This window comes from Enterobacter cloacae complex sp. P16RS2, assembly GCF_014982155.1.
Lineage (GTDB): Bacteria > Pseudomonadota > Gammaproteobacteria > Enterobacterales > Enterobacteriaceae > Enterobacter > Enterobacter cloacae_M.
In genome coordinates this window covers 1-16,901 of record NZ_JADCKW010000037.1, presented here as the reverse complement: position 1 = coordinate 16,901, position 16,901 = coordinate 1, and the positions used below count along the sequence as shown (strand labels likewise).

Genomic DNA, 16,901 nt, shown 5'->3' with positions numbered 1-16,901 from the left:
TCCCGCTTAGCTCCACCAAAATTGTAAACCCTCGTCAAAAGACGAGGGTTTTTTTATGTGTTTGTAACACCCGCCACCCTATTTTGTTATCAAAAAGAAGGTATTTCTGTACCTCACCTCAATCGGCATCAATAAACCAGTCTAAAAATAGACTTGAACTTGATTCGCGCAATTAATAAACATATTATCCATCCGATCAATAATTCTCTCGGAAAATAATGCCCTGGTTAATGAATAGAAAAACTTACAATAATGTAAAGATATTTATGATTGCTCTGGCTTTATGCCTGATTGCGGTACCTGTCTCCCGTTATCTCTCTCCCCGCGCAATTGTTAATGGTCACGACGTTTATTTAGCATGGTTACCTTTAAGCGTAATGCTGGCGGTAATTCTGCTATTTGGACGCAGGGCTATTCTTCCCATTTTGTTAGGTTTTACTGTCACTAATTTATTCTATGTAAATTTAGCACCGCTACAATATTCAGTATTACTGTTCTGTCAGACCTTTGCGTTGTTCGCGGCGTGCGGCATTCTGCGTATCATGCTAGGTAAGCGTTGGCGCTACTCTATCCCTAACAAGCACATCGGATTACGGATATTCTGGCTCGGTTTTATGGTGCCAATAGGGATTAAACTGTCGATGTATTTGGCGGGCTATTTGTTTGATTTTCCGGTGACAATTTCGACCTTTTTCGGCGAAGGGACGGTAATTTATAACGTTGTGGATATACAAAGCCTGATATGTGCGGCATTGATTTTTACCATGATGTTCTATTACCCGTTAAGAATGATAATTAATCCTCGTTATGCAATAACTTTCTGGCGACGAAGCGTGAAGCCCGTGTTTTTTCACAAGAATTCATTATATATTTTTGTCTGGCTGATGCTTTTAAGTTTCATTCTCGTCATTTTATGTGGTCCTTTTGAATCTCCCGTCATTGCGGGCTATTTGATGCCGCTGATTTTTATTCTTTTTACCTTAGCGATAAGCCGACTGACCTATGCGTTGATTTCTCTGCTGTGGGCTGTATCTGCGCTCCTGCTGTTGACCTACAACTACAACTTCCTTAACGGGGTGGAATCGGGCCATTCGCTCTCTTTTATTCTGTCCGTGCTTATCTCGTTCGCGATCTGTCTGCTTTACATGTCGCGTATTTACCAGCGCAGCGAGTGGCTTAAGCGCGGCTGGCAGGGGAGGGCGCTCACCGATCCGCTGACCGGATTGCCCAATATTCGTGCGCTGGAGGATTATCTTGAGATTCACCCGGACGCAAAAGTGAGCATTCTGCGTATGGATAACCTGGAATTTTTGAGCCGCCACTATGGGATCCTCATGCGGGTCCACTGCAAACGCACGATCGCCACGTCGCTGCAGCCCCTCCTGCAAAAAGATGAGACGCTCTTCCAGCTCCCTGGAAGCGAGCTTGTGCTGGTATTACTGGGCCCGGGAACCGCTGAGCGCCTTCAGCACATGGTTGATCGGCTGAACAGCCGTAAGATTTTCTGGAACAACACCGGGCTGGATATTGAATTTGGCGCGTCCTGGGGAATGGTGGAAAACGGCGAAAAGTTGCATCACACGCTGGGGCAACTGAGCTGGCTGGCCGAGCAATCCTGCGGAACAACAAACAACGTGCTTGCGCTCACGAATAGCCTCGAGGCGGCATCAGGGCAAACGACAGAGCGAGTCCTGATGCTGGCGCGGATTAAGCATGCCCTGGAGGCGGGCCAGTTCCATTTATATGCGCAACCGATCCAGAAGGCGGACGGGAGCGGCTACTACGAAATTCTGGCGCGTATGGAGAGCGAGGGCGAGATCTTCACTCCTGACCGCTTTATTCCATTGATTGCCCAGTTCAACCTCAGCCACCGGTTTGATATGTGCGTCATGGAGAAATTACTGCTGTGGCTGCGCGATCACCCTTCAACGCAGGCTGGCGCCCGTTTCTCTGTTAATCTGATGCCGCTCACGCTGATGCAAAAAGAGGTGGCGACCGAGATTTGCGCGCTCTTTGAACGCTACGGCGTTGCGCCTCAGTCAGTCGTGATTGAGATTACCGAAGAGCAGGCCTTCTCAAATTCAGGTTGCAGCATCCACAATATTCAGCAGCTGCGGGATTACGGTTTCCGGATTGCCATAGATGATTTTGGTACCGGCTACGCCAACTACGAGCGCCTCAGACGCCTGCAGGCAGACATCATTAAAATTGACGGCTGCTTTGTTAAAGACATTTGTACCGATGATATGGATGCGATGATCGTGCAGTCGATCTGTAATCTGGCGAAGACGAAATCGCTGTGCGTCGTAGCGGAATACGTCGAAACACCGGCGCAGCGGGAGATGCTGCTTCGCTTCGGCGTGGATTACCTGCAGGGCTACCTGATAGGCAAACCCAAACCGCTGGAAGAATTGCGGGCATAAAAAAACCGGGAGCCAGGCTCCCGGTTTTTGTTTAATGCTAAACGTTAGAGTACCAGTGCTGCGATAGAAGCAGACAGGACGCTCACCAGCGTAGAGCCGTAAACCAGCTTCAGGCCAAAGCGAGAAACCACGTTGCCCTGTTCTTCGTTCAGACCTTTAATCGCGCCCGCGATAATTCCGATGGACGAGAAGTTCGCGAAGGAGACAAGGAACACGGACAGAATGCCTTCCGCGCGCGGAGAGAGCGTGCTGGCAATTTTCTGCAGATCCATCATCGCAACGAATTCGTTAGAAACCAGTTTGGTTGCCATAATACTGCCCACCTGCAGCGCTTCGTGAGCAGGAACACCCATCACCCATGCAACCGGATAGAAGATGTAGCCCAGAATACCCTGGAAGGAGATACCCAGCACCGCGGCGAACAGGGCGTTCAGCGCAGAAATCAGCGCAATGAAGCCGATCAGCATGGCGGCAACGATAATCGCCACTTTGAAGCCCGCCAGAATGTACTCACCCAGCATTTCGAAGAAGCTCTGGCCTTCGTGCAGGTTTGACATCTGAATGTTCTCTTCGCTTGCGTCAACGCGGTACGGGTTGATCAGTGACAGAACGATAAAGGTGCTGAACATGTTCAGAACCAGCGCCGCAACTACATACTTTGGCTCCAGCATGGTCATATACGCGCCCACGATAGACATGGAAACGGTAGACATTGCGGTTGCCGCCATGGTGTACATGCGGTTGCGGGACATTTTGCCGAGAATATCTTTATACGCGATGAAGTTCTCAGACTGACCGAGGATCAGGGAACTGACGGCGTTGAAGGATTCCAGCTTGCCCATGCCGTTCACTTTGGATAACAGGAAACCAATTCCACGAATAACGAACGGCAGAACGCGGATGTGCTGCAGAATACCGATCAGCGCGGAGATGAAGACGATAGGGCAGAGAACCTTCAGGAAGAAGAACGCCAGACCTTCGTCGTTCATTTTACCGAAGACAAAGTTGGTCCCTTCATTGGCGAATCCGAGCAGTTTTTCGAACATTTCGGAGAAGCCTTTCACGAAGCCGAGGCCTACGTTGGAGTTCAGGAAGAACCACGCAAGTAAAACTTCAATGACCAGCAGCTGGACAACATAACGGATACGAATTTTTTTGCGGTCTGTGCTGACCAGCAATGCAAGTGCAGTAACGACAACAAGTGCCAGGACAAAATGAAGGACGCGGTCCATATTTGCTCCAAATATGAGGCAGGTTTAATTTTCGTGCACATTCTATGTAACAAGCGAAAAGAAAACGAGATCGAGGACACACTATAGTTACATCCTGTGACGAGTCTCAAAAATAGTGATCCACAATACATTTTTGTTATGTTAGGTAAATGAGTGAAAAGTTAAGTTTGTGTGCTAGTCTTCACAAAAGCGCGCGCGATTTCAGTTTCTGTTAGATCGCCCCACTTACCCGCCCGTCTATCGTTCAAAGCTATCAGAGAAATCACTGTAAACAGCATAAATGATCTTGATAATCATTCTCATTTTGATAGGATTAAACATAGCAAAGGCTATATTTCAGAGGCAGAAATGACAAACAGTCGCGTAGAGGGTAGCAGTGGCAGAGCCGCGCGCAAGTTGCGGTTCGCATTAATGGGACCTGCGTTCATCGCTGCCATTGGCTATATCGATCCAGGTAACTTTGCGACCAATATTCAGGCCGGGGCCAGCTTCGGCTATAAGCTGCTGTGGGTGGTCGTCTGGGCAAACCTGATGGCGATGCTGATTCAGATGCTCTCCGCAAAGCTGGGGATTGCCACAGGTAAAAACCTGGCAGAGCAAATTCGCGACCATTATCCGCGTCCGGCCGTCTGGCTCTACTGGGTTCAGGCGGAAATCATAGCCATGGCCACTGACCTCGCTGAATTTATTGGCGCAGCGATCGGGTTTAAACTGATTCTGGGCGTATCGCTGTTGCAGGGGGCTGTGCTGACCGGGATTGCCACTTTCCTGATCCTGATGCTGCAGCGTCGAGGTCAAAAGCCGCTGGAGAAGGTTATCGGCGGTCTGCTGCTGTTTGTCGCGGCGGCCTATATCGTGGAGCTGATTTTCTCACAGCCGAACCTGGCGCAGCTCGGTAAAGGTATGGCAATCCCAAGCCTGCCAACCTCGGAAGCGGTGTTCCTGGCTGCCGGGGTATTGGGGGCGACTATCATGCCGCATGTGATTTACCTGCACTCCTCGCTGACTCAGCATCTCCACGGTGGGACGCGCAAAGAGCGTTACTCCGCCACCAAATGGGACGTGGCGATTGCCATGACCATCGCGGGGTTTGTCAATCTGGCGATGATGGCTACCGCTGCTGCCGCTTTCCACTTTAACGGCCACACCGGTATTGCCGATCTCGACCAGGCTTATCTTACGCTGGAGCCCTTACTGAGCCATGCTGCCGCCACGATATTTGGTCTCAGCCTGGTGGCTGCCGGTCTCTCTTCTACGGTGGTGGGCACGCTGGCAGGCCAGGTGGTGATGCAGGGGTTTGTCCGCTTCCATATTCCGCTGTGGGTTCGTCGCTCCGTCACCATGCTACCGTCATTTATCGTGATCCTGATGGGGCTCGACCCTACGCGAATTCTGGTTATGAGCCAGGTGCTGCTGAGTTTTGGTATCGCGCTGGCGCTGGTGCCCCTGCTGATTTTTACCAGCAACAAAAACCTGATGGGCGAACTGGTTAACTCAACGCTGGTGAAACGGACCGGGTGGGCCATCGTGGTGGTGGTCGTTGCGCTGAACCTGTGGTTGTTGGTGGGAACCGCACTGGGTCTTTAACAAAAAAAGGAGCCTCCATGGCTCCTTTTTTATTAGTGGTGATGGCCGTGACCATGACCTTTACCGCGACCCCAGCCGCCGCGGCGGTCATCACGGTCGTTCCAGCCTTCACGGTAACCGCGCTCGTATGCGTTGTCTTTATACCAGCCGCGGTGTCTGCCGTTATCATGTTTCCACCAGCGGTCTCCGCGCCACTCATAGTGACGGTTCCAGTAGTCACGGTCGCGCCAGTAGCCACCGTCCCAGTATCTGCCGTAGTCGTCACGATCGCCAATTTGTAATTTTACTGATGGCAACAGGGTGATTTCGCCCGCATTGGCGATCAGCGGGGCTGAAGCCAGTAATACCGCTGCAAGAATCAGTGACCTGAACATACTCTTTTCTCCTTCACGATCGGGGCCCTTGTGGGGCCTGTTAACGCAATATTACGAGTTGGTAAAGCCTCGTTTCATCGCCTCAACTCCGAATTGCTGAATGAGAGCACTTTTTGCTAAAAGTGATTTTATTTTGAGCTGTTCAGGATTGTATCAATACGGACCAGTTCTTCAGCAGAGAAATGGCGGTTTTCCAGCATCCCCACGGCGTCATCAATCTGAGCCGTTTTACTTGCTCCAATCAGCACTGACGTCACGTTCTCATGGCGTAATACCCAGGCTAGCGCCATCTGGGACAACTTCTGACCGCGCTCTTCCGCCATGGCGTTCAGCTTTCTTACCTTCTCCAGCTTCTCTTCGGTGATCTGGTCAGGGTTCAGGAACTGACTGCCGCTTGCCGCGCGTGAGTCTGCCGGAATGCCATTCAGATAGCGGTTGGTCAGTTGTCCACCGGCCAGCGGCGAGAAGGGAATGCAGCCGACTCCTTTTTCCTGCAGCACGTTCAGCAGCCCCTCTTCCGGCGCACGTTCAAAAAGAGAGTATTTCGGCTGGTGGATCAGGCAGGGCGTACCGAGATCGTCAAGGATATCAATCGCCTTGCGGGCCAGTTCTGCAGGGTAGTTGGATAACCCGACATACAGGGCTTTTCCCTGGCGCACCGCATGGTCAAGCGCTTTCATGGTTTCCAGCAGCGGCGTTTGTGGGTCAGGACGGTGATGATAGAAGATATCCACATACTCCAGCCCCATGCGCTTCAGGCTTTGATCGAGGCTTGCCAGCAGATATTTGCGTGACCCCCAGTCGCCGTAAGGGCCTTCCCACATGGTATAACCTGCTTTAGTAGAGACGATCAGCTCGTCTCGCCAGGGCAGGAAATCCTCCTGCAAAATACGGCCGAAATTACGTTCGGCCGATCCCGGCGGCGGGCCATAGTTGTTGGCAAGGTCGAAATGCGTAATGCCCAGATCGAACGCGCGCTGTAAAAGTTGACGGCTGTTTTCGATAAGCGTGGTGTCGCCAAAGTTATGCCACAGCCCAAGCGAGATGGCGGGCAACCTGAGTCCGCTTTGCCCGCAGCGGCGATACTCCATTGTCCGATAACGATTTTTGTCCGGCTGATAACCCATTCTCATGACCTCTGGCGCTGAAGAAAAAAATCAGTGTATGCGTTTACATTAACGCGAAAAAAATCAGCATAGCGCAGCCTTTTTTGTAAAGCATTCTTTCCATGCTCTTCTTATCGCCAATTCTGGACAGTCATCACGCTTATTTAATACTCAAGGTGAGGTCAACATTAGAAGGATACCTGTTCATGCGTACCCCATACTGCGTCGCCGATTACCTGCTGGACCGTCTTACAGATTGTGGAGCCGATCATCTGTTTGGCGTGCCGGGCGACTATAACCTGCAGTTTCTCGACCATGTGATAGACAGCCCGGATATCTGTTGGGTGGGCTGTGCCAACGAGTTAAACGCCTCTTATGCCGCGGACGGATACGCCCGATGTAAGGGTTTTGCCGCGCTGCTGACGACATTTGGTGTAGGAGAGTTAAGCGCCATGAACGGCATTGCGGGCAGCTACGCCGAGCACGTTCCGGTGCTGCATATTGTGGGCGCGCCGGGTACGGCGTCACAGCAAAGAGGAGAGTTGCTGCACCATACGCTGGGCGACGGTGAGTTTCGTCATTTTTACCATATGAGCGAACCGATCACCGTTGCACAGGCGATCCTGACCGAACAAAACGCCTGTTACGAGATTGACCGGGTATTGACTACCATGCTCCGGGAGCGTCGCCCCGGCTATCTGATGTTGCCTGCCGATGTGGCAAAAAAAGCCGCCACGCCTCCTGTAAACGCTCTCACTCTCAGGCACGCGCATGCCGATAGCGCCTGCCTGAAAGCGTTCCGGGATGCCGCTGAGAACAGGCTGGCCATGAGCAAGCGTACGGCGCTGCTGGCCGATTTCCTTGTCCTGCGCCATGGCTTGAAGCATGCCCTACAGAAATGGGTCAAGGACGTGCCGATGGCACACGCCACTATGCTGATGGGTAAAGGCATATTTGACGAGCGTCACGCCGGGTTTTACGGCACGTACAGCGGTTCGGCAAGCGCCGGGGCGGTAAAAGAGGCGATTGAAGGGGCAGACACGGTGCTGTGCATCGGGACGCGATTTACCGATACCCTGACCGCCGGCTTCACGCATCAGCTAACCCCGTCACAAACAATTGAAGTTCAGCCTCATGCATCACGCGTTGGTGACGTCTGGTTTACCGGCATCCCCATGCTTCAGGCAATCGAAACGCTGGTGGAGCTGTGTAAACAGCACGTGCACGATACGCCGGCACCGTCGTCTCAAAGCGCGATGGCCTATCCGCAGCCGGATGGCTCGCTGACGCAGGACAATTTCTGGAAAACGTTGCAGACGTTTATCCGCCCGGGAGACATCATCCTTGCGGATCAGGGCACCTCGGCCTTCGGCGCGATCGACCTTCGTCTTCCGGCTGATGTGAATTTTATCGTCCAGCCGCTGTGGGGATCGATCGGCTACACCCTGGCCGCAGCGTTTGGCGCGCAAACCGCCTGCCCAAACCGGCGCGTGATTGTGCTGACGGGGGATGGCGCGGCGCAGCTCACCATACAGGAGCTTGGCTCGATGCTGCGGGATAAACAGCACCCCATCATTCTGGTCCTTAACAACGAAGGGTACACGGTGGAAAGAGCGATCCACGGGCCGGAACAGCGTTATAACGACATTGCGCTATGGAACTGGACGCAAATCCCGCAGGCTCTGAGCCTTGATCCTCAGGCCCAGTGCTGGCGGGTCAGTGAAGCGGAGCAGCTGGCGGATGTCCTTGAGAAAGTGGCGCACCACGAGCGGCTCTCGTTGATTGAGGTGATGCTGCCGAAGGCCGATATCCCGCCGCTGCTCGGGGCGATTACTAAAGCGCTGGAAGCGCGCAATAGCGCCTGATTACTTGTCGTTTCGCCAGGCCATCATCATCGGTTTGCCCGCCAGCAGGAGCCAGGCGGGCAACATCACGATACAGAGCAGGGGGAAAAGCGTCGAATCGGGTACCACTACCGCCGCCATAAACAGGCTGAGCCAGGCGTCGCGCGTGACCACCAGAACCAGCCCCAGAATAGAGCAGGAGACGGTAATGGCCGCAGGCACCGCATCGACGTGTTCGTGCAGCATCAGCCCCAGCGCTACGCCGACAAAGACCACCGGGAAAATGCGTCCTCCGCGGAAACCGCAGGCTGCAGCCACCACCAGCGCGGCCAGCTTAATCACGGCAAACAGCAGATAGTCGTAGACGCTAAACACCTGGCTGAAGGCCAGCTGCTGCATCTCGTCCAGACCTTTAAACAGCGTCACCGGCCCGCCGATTACCCCTAAAATACCGAGAATCAAACCGCCGGCCCCCAGAATCAACACCGGGTGTTTGAGCTTATGCATCAGCCTGTGCAGGCGAGGAAGACACCATACCGCCACCATTCCCAGCGCAATGGCGATGGCGACGACGATGGCGCCGCTGAAAATATCGGCTATCTGCATCTGGCCGTAGTGGGGGAGGGAGAGTGAGAAGTGGGGATGGAAAAACAGGCTGGTCGTCAGCGCGCCAGCGGCTGCTGCCATCAGCGGGGCAAACAGCTTATCCCACAGCGGGACGTCGTTATTGCTGCTGAGCGTCTGAGAAAAGATCAGTGCGGCAGCGACGGGCGTGCCGAAAAGCGCCCCGATGGTGCCTGCGGAGGCGAGGATGGTCCAGTCCAGCGCGCCGACGCGGGGCAAAATGCGTGAACCGAGGAAAACCGCCAGGCCAATATTCACCGCCATAATCGGATGCTCCGGCCCCAGGCTGACGCCGCCGGCCAGACCGATAATCAACGCAATGAGCAGCCCGGGCAGTGCCGAAGGTGGAACCGGGGCGCCAATCAGCGGTTCCTGCGCCGGATCGGGGCCGGCATGGCCAGGACTGAAACGGATCACCAGGCCTACCGCAATACCGGTCAACGTCAGCATCATGACGATCCAGGCTGGAGAATCAGCGGTGACGCCCAGTTTTGTCGGAAGCGCCGTCCATAACATGGCTTGCAGCACCGACGCGACTTTCATCACGACAATGAGCACCAGACTTGAGGCCACGCCAATAATTAGCGCCGGAATTGCCAGCAACAGCATGGTTCTGGCTCGCGGGTGGAGCATGATGATTTCCTTGTACAAAACGGCATTACGTTACTTTGCACATTAAGCTTTATGGCAATAGTGCAAAAGGTGCTGAAACGGTAAAGTTATTCTGTGACGAAGATCGATAATCCATGGGCATTCACCTTATGGCCGTTGTTGTTATCACGCCTTGAATTTACAGTGTCCCAAAGATTTATTCTGACTTTAGCGGAGCAGTAGAAGAATGACAAAGTATGCTTTGGTAGGTGATGTGGGCGGCACGAACGCGCGCCTCGCATTGTGCGATGTTAGTAGCGGTGAGATTTCCCGGGCGAAAACCTATTCCGGGCTGGATTATCCAAGCCTTGAAGCCGTTGTCCGCGTCTATCTGGAAGAGCATCAGGTTAGCGTTGAAGACGGCTGCATCGCGATAGCCTGCCCGATAACCGGCGACTGGGTCGCAATGACCAACCATACCTGGGCATTCTCCATCGCCGAGATGAAAAAAAACCTCGGTTTTTCACATCTTGAAATCATCAATGACTTCACCGCGGTGTCTATGGCGATCCCGATGCTGAAGCCAGAGCATCTGATCCAGTTTGGCGGCGCTGAACCGGTCGAAGGCAAACCGATTGCGGTTTACGGAGCCGGTACCGGCCTCGGCGTGTCGCATCTTGTGCATGTTGCTCAGCGCTGGGTAAGCCTGCCGGGTGAAGGCGGCCACGTTGACTTTGCACCAAACAGCGAAGAAGAGGGCATTATCCTTGAAGAGTTACGCGCTGAGATCGGCCACGTCTCCGCCGAGCGCGTTCTTTCAGGTCCGGGGCTGGTGAATCTGTACCGCGCGATTGTGAAATCAGACGGTCGTCTGCCGGAAAACCTGCAGCCAAAAGACGTCACCGAACGCGCGCTGGCGGACAGCTGCATTGATTGTCGTCGTGCCCTGTCGCTGTTCTGCGTGATCATGGGACGTTTCGGCGGCAACCTGGCGCTGACGCTGGGCACCTTCGGTGGGGTCTATATCGCGGGCGGGATCGTACCGCGCTTCCTCGACTTCTTTAAAGCCTCGGGCTTCCGCGGCGGGTTTGAAGATAAAGGGCGCTTCAGAAGCTACGTGCAGGACATTCCGGTTTATCTGATCGTACATGACAATCCAGGACTGCTGGGTTCTGGGGCCCATCTGCGTCAGGTTCTCGGCCAAATCCTCTGACGCAGAGCCCTCTCCCGCGGGAGAGGGCCTTTTCTTTACAGGTGCATCAGCTGACGAAACTCTTTCACCTTGCTGCGGCTTACCGGCACCTGAAAATCCAGATCTTTCAGACGTAAAATGTAGGTGTTGTTAAACCACGGTTCGATCTCGCGGATCTTATTTAAATTTACGCAAAACGACCGGTGGCAGCGGAAAAAGTGGGCAGCCGGAAGCTTGCTGCAGAATTCGGTAATGTTCATCGCCATCACGTACGATTCCCGCCGGGTATAGACAAACGTCATCTTTTCGTGCGCTTCGGCGTAGTAGATATCGTTGACCGGGGTCACGATGATGCGCTCGTCTTTGACCAGATTTATGGTGTCGTTTTCGCGTACCGTCGGGCTGGCGGGGGCGGTTTGCTGCTGCCAGGCGGCCTCCAGCTTTTGCAGCATGCTGACAATCCGCGACTCCTGATAAGGCTTAAGAATATAGTCAAAAGCCTCCAGCTCGAAGGCCTCTACGGCGTGCTCTTTCCAGGCGGTAACGAAAACGATAAATGGCTTATGGGCAAACTGATTGATGTTTTGCGCCAGCAATACGCCATCCAGCGACGGGATATTGATATCCAGGAAAATGGCGTCTACCCGGTTATGCTGCAAAAATTTCAGCACGTCCAGACCATCATCAAACGTACCCACAATCTCCATCTGGCTGTGGGTTTTGATAAGCCAGGTGAGCTCCTGCTGAGCCAGGAATTCATCTTCTACGATGATAACTTTCATGGGTTACTCCACCTGGGGCAATAGTGATGTCGTCGTATGCGCGCGAGAGCGCTCATTCGGGACGTAAAAAGCAATTTCGGTGCCCGGCTCAAGACGTTGAATATGCAGCCCGTCGCCGTAAAGTAGCTTAACCCGGTGATGCACGTTCAGCAGACCGATTTTATTCCCCGGCATCTCGTTAGACTCCACGCGCTCAATGACTTTTGGATCAATCCCGTGGCCGGTATCGCGCACGGCAATCCGCACCCGGTTGCCGCTTTCGGTAACGCTGATGGTGACGACGCCTTTGCCTTTACAGGGCTGAATACCGTGAACAATTGCGTTTTCAACCAACGGCTGGATAAGCAGGCTTGGGATCACGCAGTTGACCTCTTCATCAATATCGTAAATGACCGTGAGCTTGTCGCCAAAGCGGGCCTGCTCGATCGCGATGTAGTCCTTGATCTGATAAAGCTCTTTTTTGATGTCGATCTGCTCGTCATCTTTCAGTTCGATGTTGTAGCGCAGATAACGCGACAGGTTAAAAATCAGCTGGCGCGCGGTGTCCGGATTTAGGCGAATGGACGAGGAGATAGCGTTCAGCGCGTTAAACAGGAAATGGGGATTGATTTTACTCTGCAGCGCGCGCAGTTCTGCCTTATTTGCCATCTCGCGCAGCTGTTCCGCCCGCGAAACCTCAAGCTGGGTGGAGATAATCTGCGACAGGCCGATAGCCATCTCCTGCAGCGTTGAGGTGATCTGATGCGCGTGGCAGTAATAAATTTTCAGCGTGCCCGTCACGACGCCTTTCTCCCACAGCGGGATGACCAGCATCGAGTGAATTTCCGGCGTTCGGTGGGCTTCATCATTGTTTTTAATAATGATTTTACCGTAGTTAATCGCCTGTCTGGTGGTCGGGCTTATGGTGTCATCGTTGTCTCGATAGTTGTGCTCCCCGACGCCAACGTAGGCCAGCACGTGATCAATATTGGTGATGGCGACGGCGTCAGCGTGGATGTCGTGGCGAATGATCTCGCAGACCTGACGCAACGATTCCGCGTTCACGTGGCGGAAGAGCGGCAGCGTTTTGTTGGCGATATCCAGCGCCAGCTTGGCCTGACGGGCGGCACTGGCCTCTTTTTCCCCTTCAACGCTTTGCACCAGCAGCACGATAAAGCCGATGCACACACTGCCCAGGATCATCGGAATACCGATTTTCGAAACGATATCCAGCCCCAGCGCGGTGGTGGGGGCCCAGACGACGACAAGGATCATGGTCAGCGTTTCGCACACCATGCCGGCGACGATCCCGGCGCGCCAGCGCTGTTTTTTCGGTATTTTGCGGCTGATCCAGCCGGAAAGCATCCCGGCGATAATGCTTGTGATAAAGCACGGCACCGCCGTTACGCCACCGATATCAATCAGGTAGCGGTGCGTCCCGGCAATCAGGCCGGTGATGACGCCCACCCAAGGACCAAACAAAATCCCGCCGGACATGACGGCGATAATGCGCACGTTAACCAGCGAACCCTCTACCGGCACGCCGGACCAGGTGCTGAACAGGGCGAACAGCGAAAAGATGGCGGTAACGGCCAGCAGCTCTTTTGGCGAGTGGGCTGATTTGTGCAGCAGCTCGCGAAACAGGCGAATGCGAATGAGGAAGAACAGGCAAATCAGCATTAATGCCGCACGGTCAAAAACCGCCAGCAGCATAGTGAATATTTCGTGCACGAGTAGACCTGGGAAAACGGGAAAGAACTATGATAAAAAACCTGGCGCGTATTGACCAGCTATCCGTCGGGTTTATCAAATGAGGAAAAACCATAATTTACAAAGGGGATTATCTCGCGATGGCCGATGTGTCCTGTTTTTTTCTGAACGGCGCATCGTCAGGTAACTGGCTTGATATCATTCTGTTAAATAACAGCTATCAGAAAGCCGATCCCGAAACAGGGGCTTCCGCTTTTAGGCGCAGCCGGGTTCCGGTTTTCAGACGATCGCTTTTTTTTCATTTCCCTCTCGACAGCATGATTTTTTTCAGGTTATTTTCTAAACATGCCACATCGGTGGCAGCGTCGCTCGGACGGTCCGGGCGCTAACGTTAATCTGAGGAATCTATGGCTGAATTCAGTCCTGAACGCCGTTTTACGCGTATCGATCGTCTCCCCCCTTATGTTTTCAATATCACTGCTGAACTGAAAATGGCTGCGCGTCGGCGCGGCGAAGATATTATCGATTTCAGCATGGGTAACCCTGACGGCCCAACGCCACCGCATATCGTTGAAAAGCTCTGCACGGTAGCCCAGCGCCCGGATACGCACGGCTACTCAACCTCTCGCGGCATTCCCAGGCTACGTCGCGCGATCTCGCGCTGGTATCAGGATCGCTATCAGGTTGATATCGATCCGGAAAGTGAAGCGATTGTCACCATCGGCTCGAAAGAGGGGCTGGCACACCTGATGCTGGCCACGCTGGATCATGGCGATACGGTTCTGGTACCTAATCCAAGCTACCCGATCCATATCTACGGCGCGGTGATTGCCGGTGCGCAGGTCCGTTCTGTGCCGCTGGTGGAAGGTGTCGATTTCTTTAACGAACTGGAACGTGCGATTCGCGAAAGCTATCCGAAACCCAAGATGATGATCCTCGGTTTCCCATCGAACCCAACGGCGCAGTGCGTGGAACTCGATTTCTTCGAGAAAGTGGTCGCCCTGGCCAAGCGTTATGACGTGCTGGTGGTTCACGATTTAGCCTATGCGGACATCGTCTATGACGGCTGGAAAGCCCCGTCGATTATGCAGGTCCCGGGCGCGCGTGATGTGGCGGTAGAGTTCTTCACCCTGTCAAAAAGCTACAACATGGCGGGCTGGCGTATTGGCTTTATGGTGGGTAACAAAACGCTGGTGAGTGCCCTGGCGCGCATTAAGAGTTATCACGACTACGGTACCTTCACGCCGCTGCAGGTCGCGGCTATCGCTGCCCTGGAAGGCGATCAGCAATGCGTTCACGAGATTGCCGCCCAGTATAAGCGCCGCCGAGACGTGCTGGTAAAAGGGTTGCATGAAGCGGGCTGGATGGTGGAAATGCCGAAAGCGTCCATGTACGTCTGGGCGAAAATTCCGGAGCCGTATGCGGCGATGGGATCGCTGGAGTTTGCCAAAAAACTGCTGCAGGATGCGAAGGTGTGTGTGTCACCGGGCATTGGCTTTGGTGATTATGGCGACACCCATGTGCGTTTTGCCCTGATTGAAAACAGCGACCGTATTCGTCAGGCGGTGAGGGGCATTAAGAGCATGTTCCGGGCCGACGGTCTTCTCACCTCAAAGAGCGTCGCTGAACACCCCGCGTCGTCATGACATAAAAAAACAGGAGCCGATGGCTCCTGTTTTTTTGACAACATGTTCTTCACTAGATCATCAGGGCAAAGGTTCCGGCCCAGACTAAAACAATCACCGAAATGCCCATAAAGAAATATTTCACGTTTCATCGCTCCGCGTATCTTGTGGTACGCATTTAAAAACAGAGTCCACCTGATTATAGAGAACTGAAATCCGGTCAAAACGGAAATGAGAATTTTCCCGTTACGCCGTCAACTCCAGCTCAGAATTCTGTGCTTTCCTGTTGCCAGACGGCGCTAATGTACGCTTAAAAATGAGGGGTGACAAGAGGGATTTTTTTAAATAATTTCCGTTACTTACGAGTGTCGTGGAACGGCGACAGTTTGATTTCGCTTCGCAATAAATTCACTTTGGGCGATGCATTGAAAAGACGCTTACTCAGCGGAAGGACAGGTGATTGAAAAGGTTAGTTTCTTAGCGAAACTAACCTTCATGAAGGGCTAAATATAGAGCGAGGTTTCGCCAAGAGGGCGGGTTTTGAAACGACGGTGCATCCACAGATACTGCTCTGGCGCGCGCATGATTTCAGTTTCGATGACTTTATTGATAAACGCTGCGGCTTCGCACTCGTTTTCCGGATAGTTAGCCATTTCAGGAGAGATGTGCAGACGATAGCCTGACTTATCTGCTTTTCTCACCATCGTCACGGTCAGCATGGAGGCACCAGACAGACGCGAAATGACAAAGGTGCCGTTAGTCGTCGCAACGTCTTTCACCGCAAAGAAAGGCGCAAAGCTGCTGCCTTTACGTCCATAATCCTGATCGGGGGCAAACCAGACGGCCTCACCTTTCTTCAGGGCACCGACCATGCCGCGCAGGTTATTACGGCTGATCATCGCCTTATTGGAGCGCATGCGGCCTCGCGTCTGCACCCATTCCATAAGCGCACTGTTGTGCGGTCTGTAGGTCGCCATCATTGGCTGACAAAGCCCCATCACCCGGCCGCCCAGCTCCAGCGACATAAAGTGAACGCCGACGACCATCACGCCGCGTTTTTGCATCTGCGCGCGTTTAAGGTTATCCAGTCCTTCCACGTCAAACCATTTGCGGACACGCTCATCCGGCCAGAACCAGGCCATTCCGGTTTCAAGCAGCGCCATGCCGATAGACTTGAAGTTTTCAGCGATGAGTTTCTCACGCTCTTCGGCATTGTACTGCGGAAAACAAAGCTCAATATTTTTACGCGCGATCGATTCGCGACGTTTCAGAAAAACGCGGGAAGCGCTGCCCAGTTTTGACCCCAGCAAGCGCAGGACAGGGTATGGAAGTTGAACCAGCAGCCAGAGCACGCCAAGACCAAACCATGTAAACCAGTAACGCGGGTGTAAAAACGCACGCTGAAATTTGGATTGAGACAAAATAGTAGAACCTATGTGAAGCCTGTAAAGGTAGCGCAGAGTTTGCGATACGACGTGCCGATAAGACCGTTCTTCAAGGTGATGGTTGCAGGCTTTACCGAACTTTACGGCGGCGTTGCCTGGCCACTGCTGATTTGGGTGGGCGGCGTAATGTAGCACCGTTATACGATATGTGCTATTACTCGTTTTTGATTAAAAAAGCGGCGATTCGGGAGATGTTTGATTTTACACCGTATAAATCCCAGAAGTAAGGGAAGCCTTCATGCCTGAGGGGAGAACTGAAGCCTTTGCGTAAGCAGGAGTAGGCCGACAAAAGAGCAGCAGTGTTTATTTTCGGACCTGCATATACGCTTTATTTTCCCTTCGAATAATAGATAAGAATTTTCTTTGTGAAAATTCTTATCTATTATT

15 protein-coding genes are annotated in these 16,901 nt (G+C 53.2%); 7 read left to right on the top strand and 8 right to left on the bottom strand.

Translation table 11 applies throughout. From position 1 onward, the window contains the following. Positions 1 to 230: 230 nt before the first annotated feature. On the top strand, positions 231 to 2,423 hold the full coding sequence (locus INF68_RS20350) for an EAL domain-containing protein (RefSeq protein WP_193525410.1): 2,193 nt from the start codon (positions 231 to 233) through the stop codon (positions 2,421 to 2,423). 44 nt (positions 2,424 to 2,467) lie between these two features. Here the strand turns inward: INF68_RS20350 and INF68_RS20345 are convergent, their stop codons facing one another. Continuing rightward, the gene (locus INF68_RS20345; RefSeq protein WP_008501591.1) at positions 2,468 to 3,655 is read right to left on the bottom strand and encodes a NupC/NupG family nucleoside CNT transporter; all 1,188 of its coding nucleotides are present in this window, start codon (positions 3,653 to 3,655) and stop codon (positions 2,468 to 2,470) included. A 348-nt stretch (positions 3,656 to 4,003) separates the two neighbouring features. Between INF68_RS20345 and INF68_RS20340 the strand changes: the two genes are divergently transcribed. Beyond that, positions 4,004 to 5,242, top strand: coding sequence for an Nramp family divalent metal transporter (locus INF68_RS20340; protein WP_109845403.1), 1,239 nt, complete (start codon positions 4,004 to 4,006; stop codon positions 5,240 to 5,242). A 32-nt stretch (positions 5,243 to 5,274) separates the two neighbouring features. On the opposite strand, the gene INF68_RS20335 is transcribed toward INF68_RS20340, so the two are convergent. Beyond that, complete coding sequence (locus tag INF68_RS20335) at positions 5,275 to 5,616, bottom strand: DUF2502 domain-containing protein (protein ID WP_109845402.1); 342 nt, start codon at positions 5,614 to 5,616, stop codon at positions 5,275 to 5,277. Between the two features lie 128 nt (positions 5,617 to 5,744). Continuing rightward, a complete protein-coding gene (gene mgrA, locus INF68_RS20330) occupies positions 5,745 to 6,743 on the bottom strand; it encodes an L-glyceraldehyde 3-phosphate reductase (RefSeq protein WP_109845401.1) in 999 nt (332 codons plus the stop codon). A 185-nt stretch (positions 6,744 to 6,928) separates the two neighbouring features. Between mgrA and ipdC the strand changes: the two genes are divergently transcribed. Then, on the top strand, positions 6,929 to 8,587 hold the full coding sequence (gene ipdC / locus INF68_RS20325) for an indolepyruvate decarboxylase (RefSeq protein WP_193525409.1): 1,659 nt from the start codon (positions 6,929 to 6,931) through the stop codon (positions 8,585 to 8,587). On the opposite strand, the gene INF68_RS20320 is transcribed toward ipdC, so the two are convergent. Next, positions 8,588 to 9,823 carry an ion channel protein gene (locus INF68_RS20320; RefSeq protein WP_193525408.1) on the bottom strand — a complete coding sequence of 412 codons (1,236 nt, stop codon included), beginning with the start codon at positions 9,821 to 9,823 and terminating at the stop codon, positions 8,588 to 8,590. It lies immediately after the preceding gene. 205 nt (positions 9,824 to 10,028) lie between these two features. On the opposite strand from INF68_RS20320, the gene glk reads away from it, so the two are divergent. Then, positions 10,029 to 10,994, top strand: coding sequence for a glucokinase (gene glk, locus INF68_RS20315; RefSeq protein WP_023308713.1), 966 nt, complete (start codon positions 10,029 to 10,031; stop codon positions 10,992 to 10,994). A 35-nt stretch (positions 10,995 to 11,029) separates the two neighbouring features. On the opposite strand, the gene INF68_RS20310 is transcribed toward glk, so the two are convergent. Further along, entirely contained in the window at positions 11,030 to 11,755 is a 726-nt protein-coding gene (locus INF68_RS20310; protein WP_023308712.1) for a LytTR family DNA-binding domain-containing protein, read from the bottom strand. Between the two features lie 3 nt (positions 11,756 to 11,758). Beyond that, complete coding sequence (locus tag INF68_RS20305) at positions 11,759 to 13,465, bottom strand: sensor histidine kinase (RefSeq protein WP_193525407.1); 1,707 nt, start codon at positions 13,463 to 13,465, stop codon at positions 11,759 to 11,761. 119 nt (positions 13,466 to 13,584) lie between these two features. Here INF68_RS20305 and INF68_RS20300 point away from each other — a divergent pair, with 119 nt between their 5' ends. After that, positions 13,585 to 13,833 (top strand): hypothetical protein, encoded by a 249-nt coding sequence (locus INF68_RS20300; RefSeq protein WP_109845396.1) that lies wholly within the window; start codon positions 13,585 to 13,587, stop codon positions 13,831 to 13,833. A gap of 18 nt (positions 13,834 to 13,851) precedes the next feature. Then, a complete protein-coding gene (alaC, locus tag INF68_RS20295; RefSeq protein WP_023308710.1) occupies positions 13,852 to 15,090 on the top strand; it encodes an alanine transaminase in 1,239 nt (412 codons plus the stop codon). Positions 15,091 to 15,142: 52 nt separating this feature from the next. Here the strand turns inward: alaC and ypdK are convergent, their stop codons facing one another. Together ypdK and lpxP are read right to left on the bottom strand one after the other, a co-directional pair. After that, positions 15,143 to 15,214 (bottom strand): membrane protein YpdK, encoded by a 72-nt coding sequence (ypdK, locus tag INF68_RS23535; protein WP_099458937.1) that lies wholly within the window; start codon positions 15,212 to 15,214, stop codon positions 15,143 to 15,145. A 358-nt stretch (positions 15,215 to 15,572) separates the two neighbouring features. After that, the gene (gene lpxP / locus INF68_RS20285; RefSeq protein WP_029741363.1) at positions 15,573 to 16,493 is read right to left on the bottom strand and encodes a kdo(2)-lipid IV(A) palmitoleoyltransferase; all 921 of its coding nucleotides are present in this window, start codon (positions 16,491 to 16,493) and stop codon (positions 15,573 to 15,575) included. A 12-nt stretch (positions 16,494 to 16,505) separates the two neighbouring features. Here lpxP and INF68_RS20280 point away from each other — a divergent pair, with 12 nt between their 5' ends. Continuing rightward, entirely contained in the window at positions 16,506 to 16,646 is a 141-nt protein-coding gene (locus INF68_RS20280) for a hypothetical protein (protein WP_181367010.1), read from the top strand. The last annotated feature ends 255 nt before the right edge of the window (positions 16,647 to 16,901 follow it).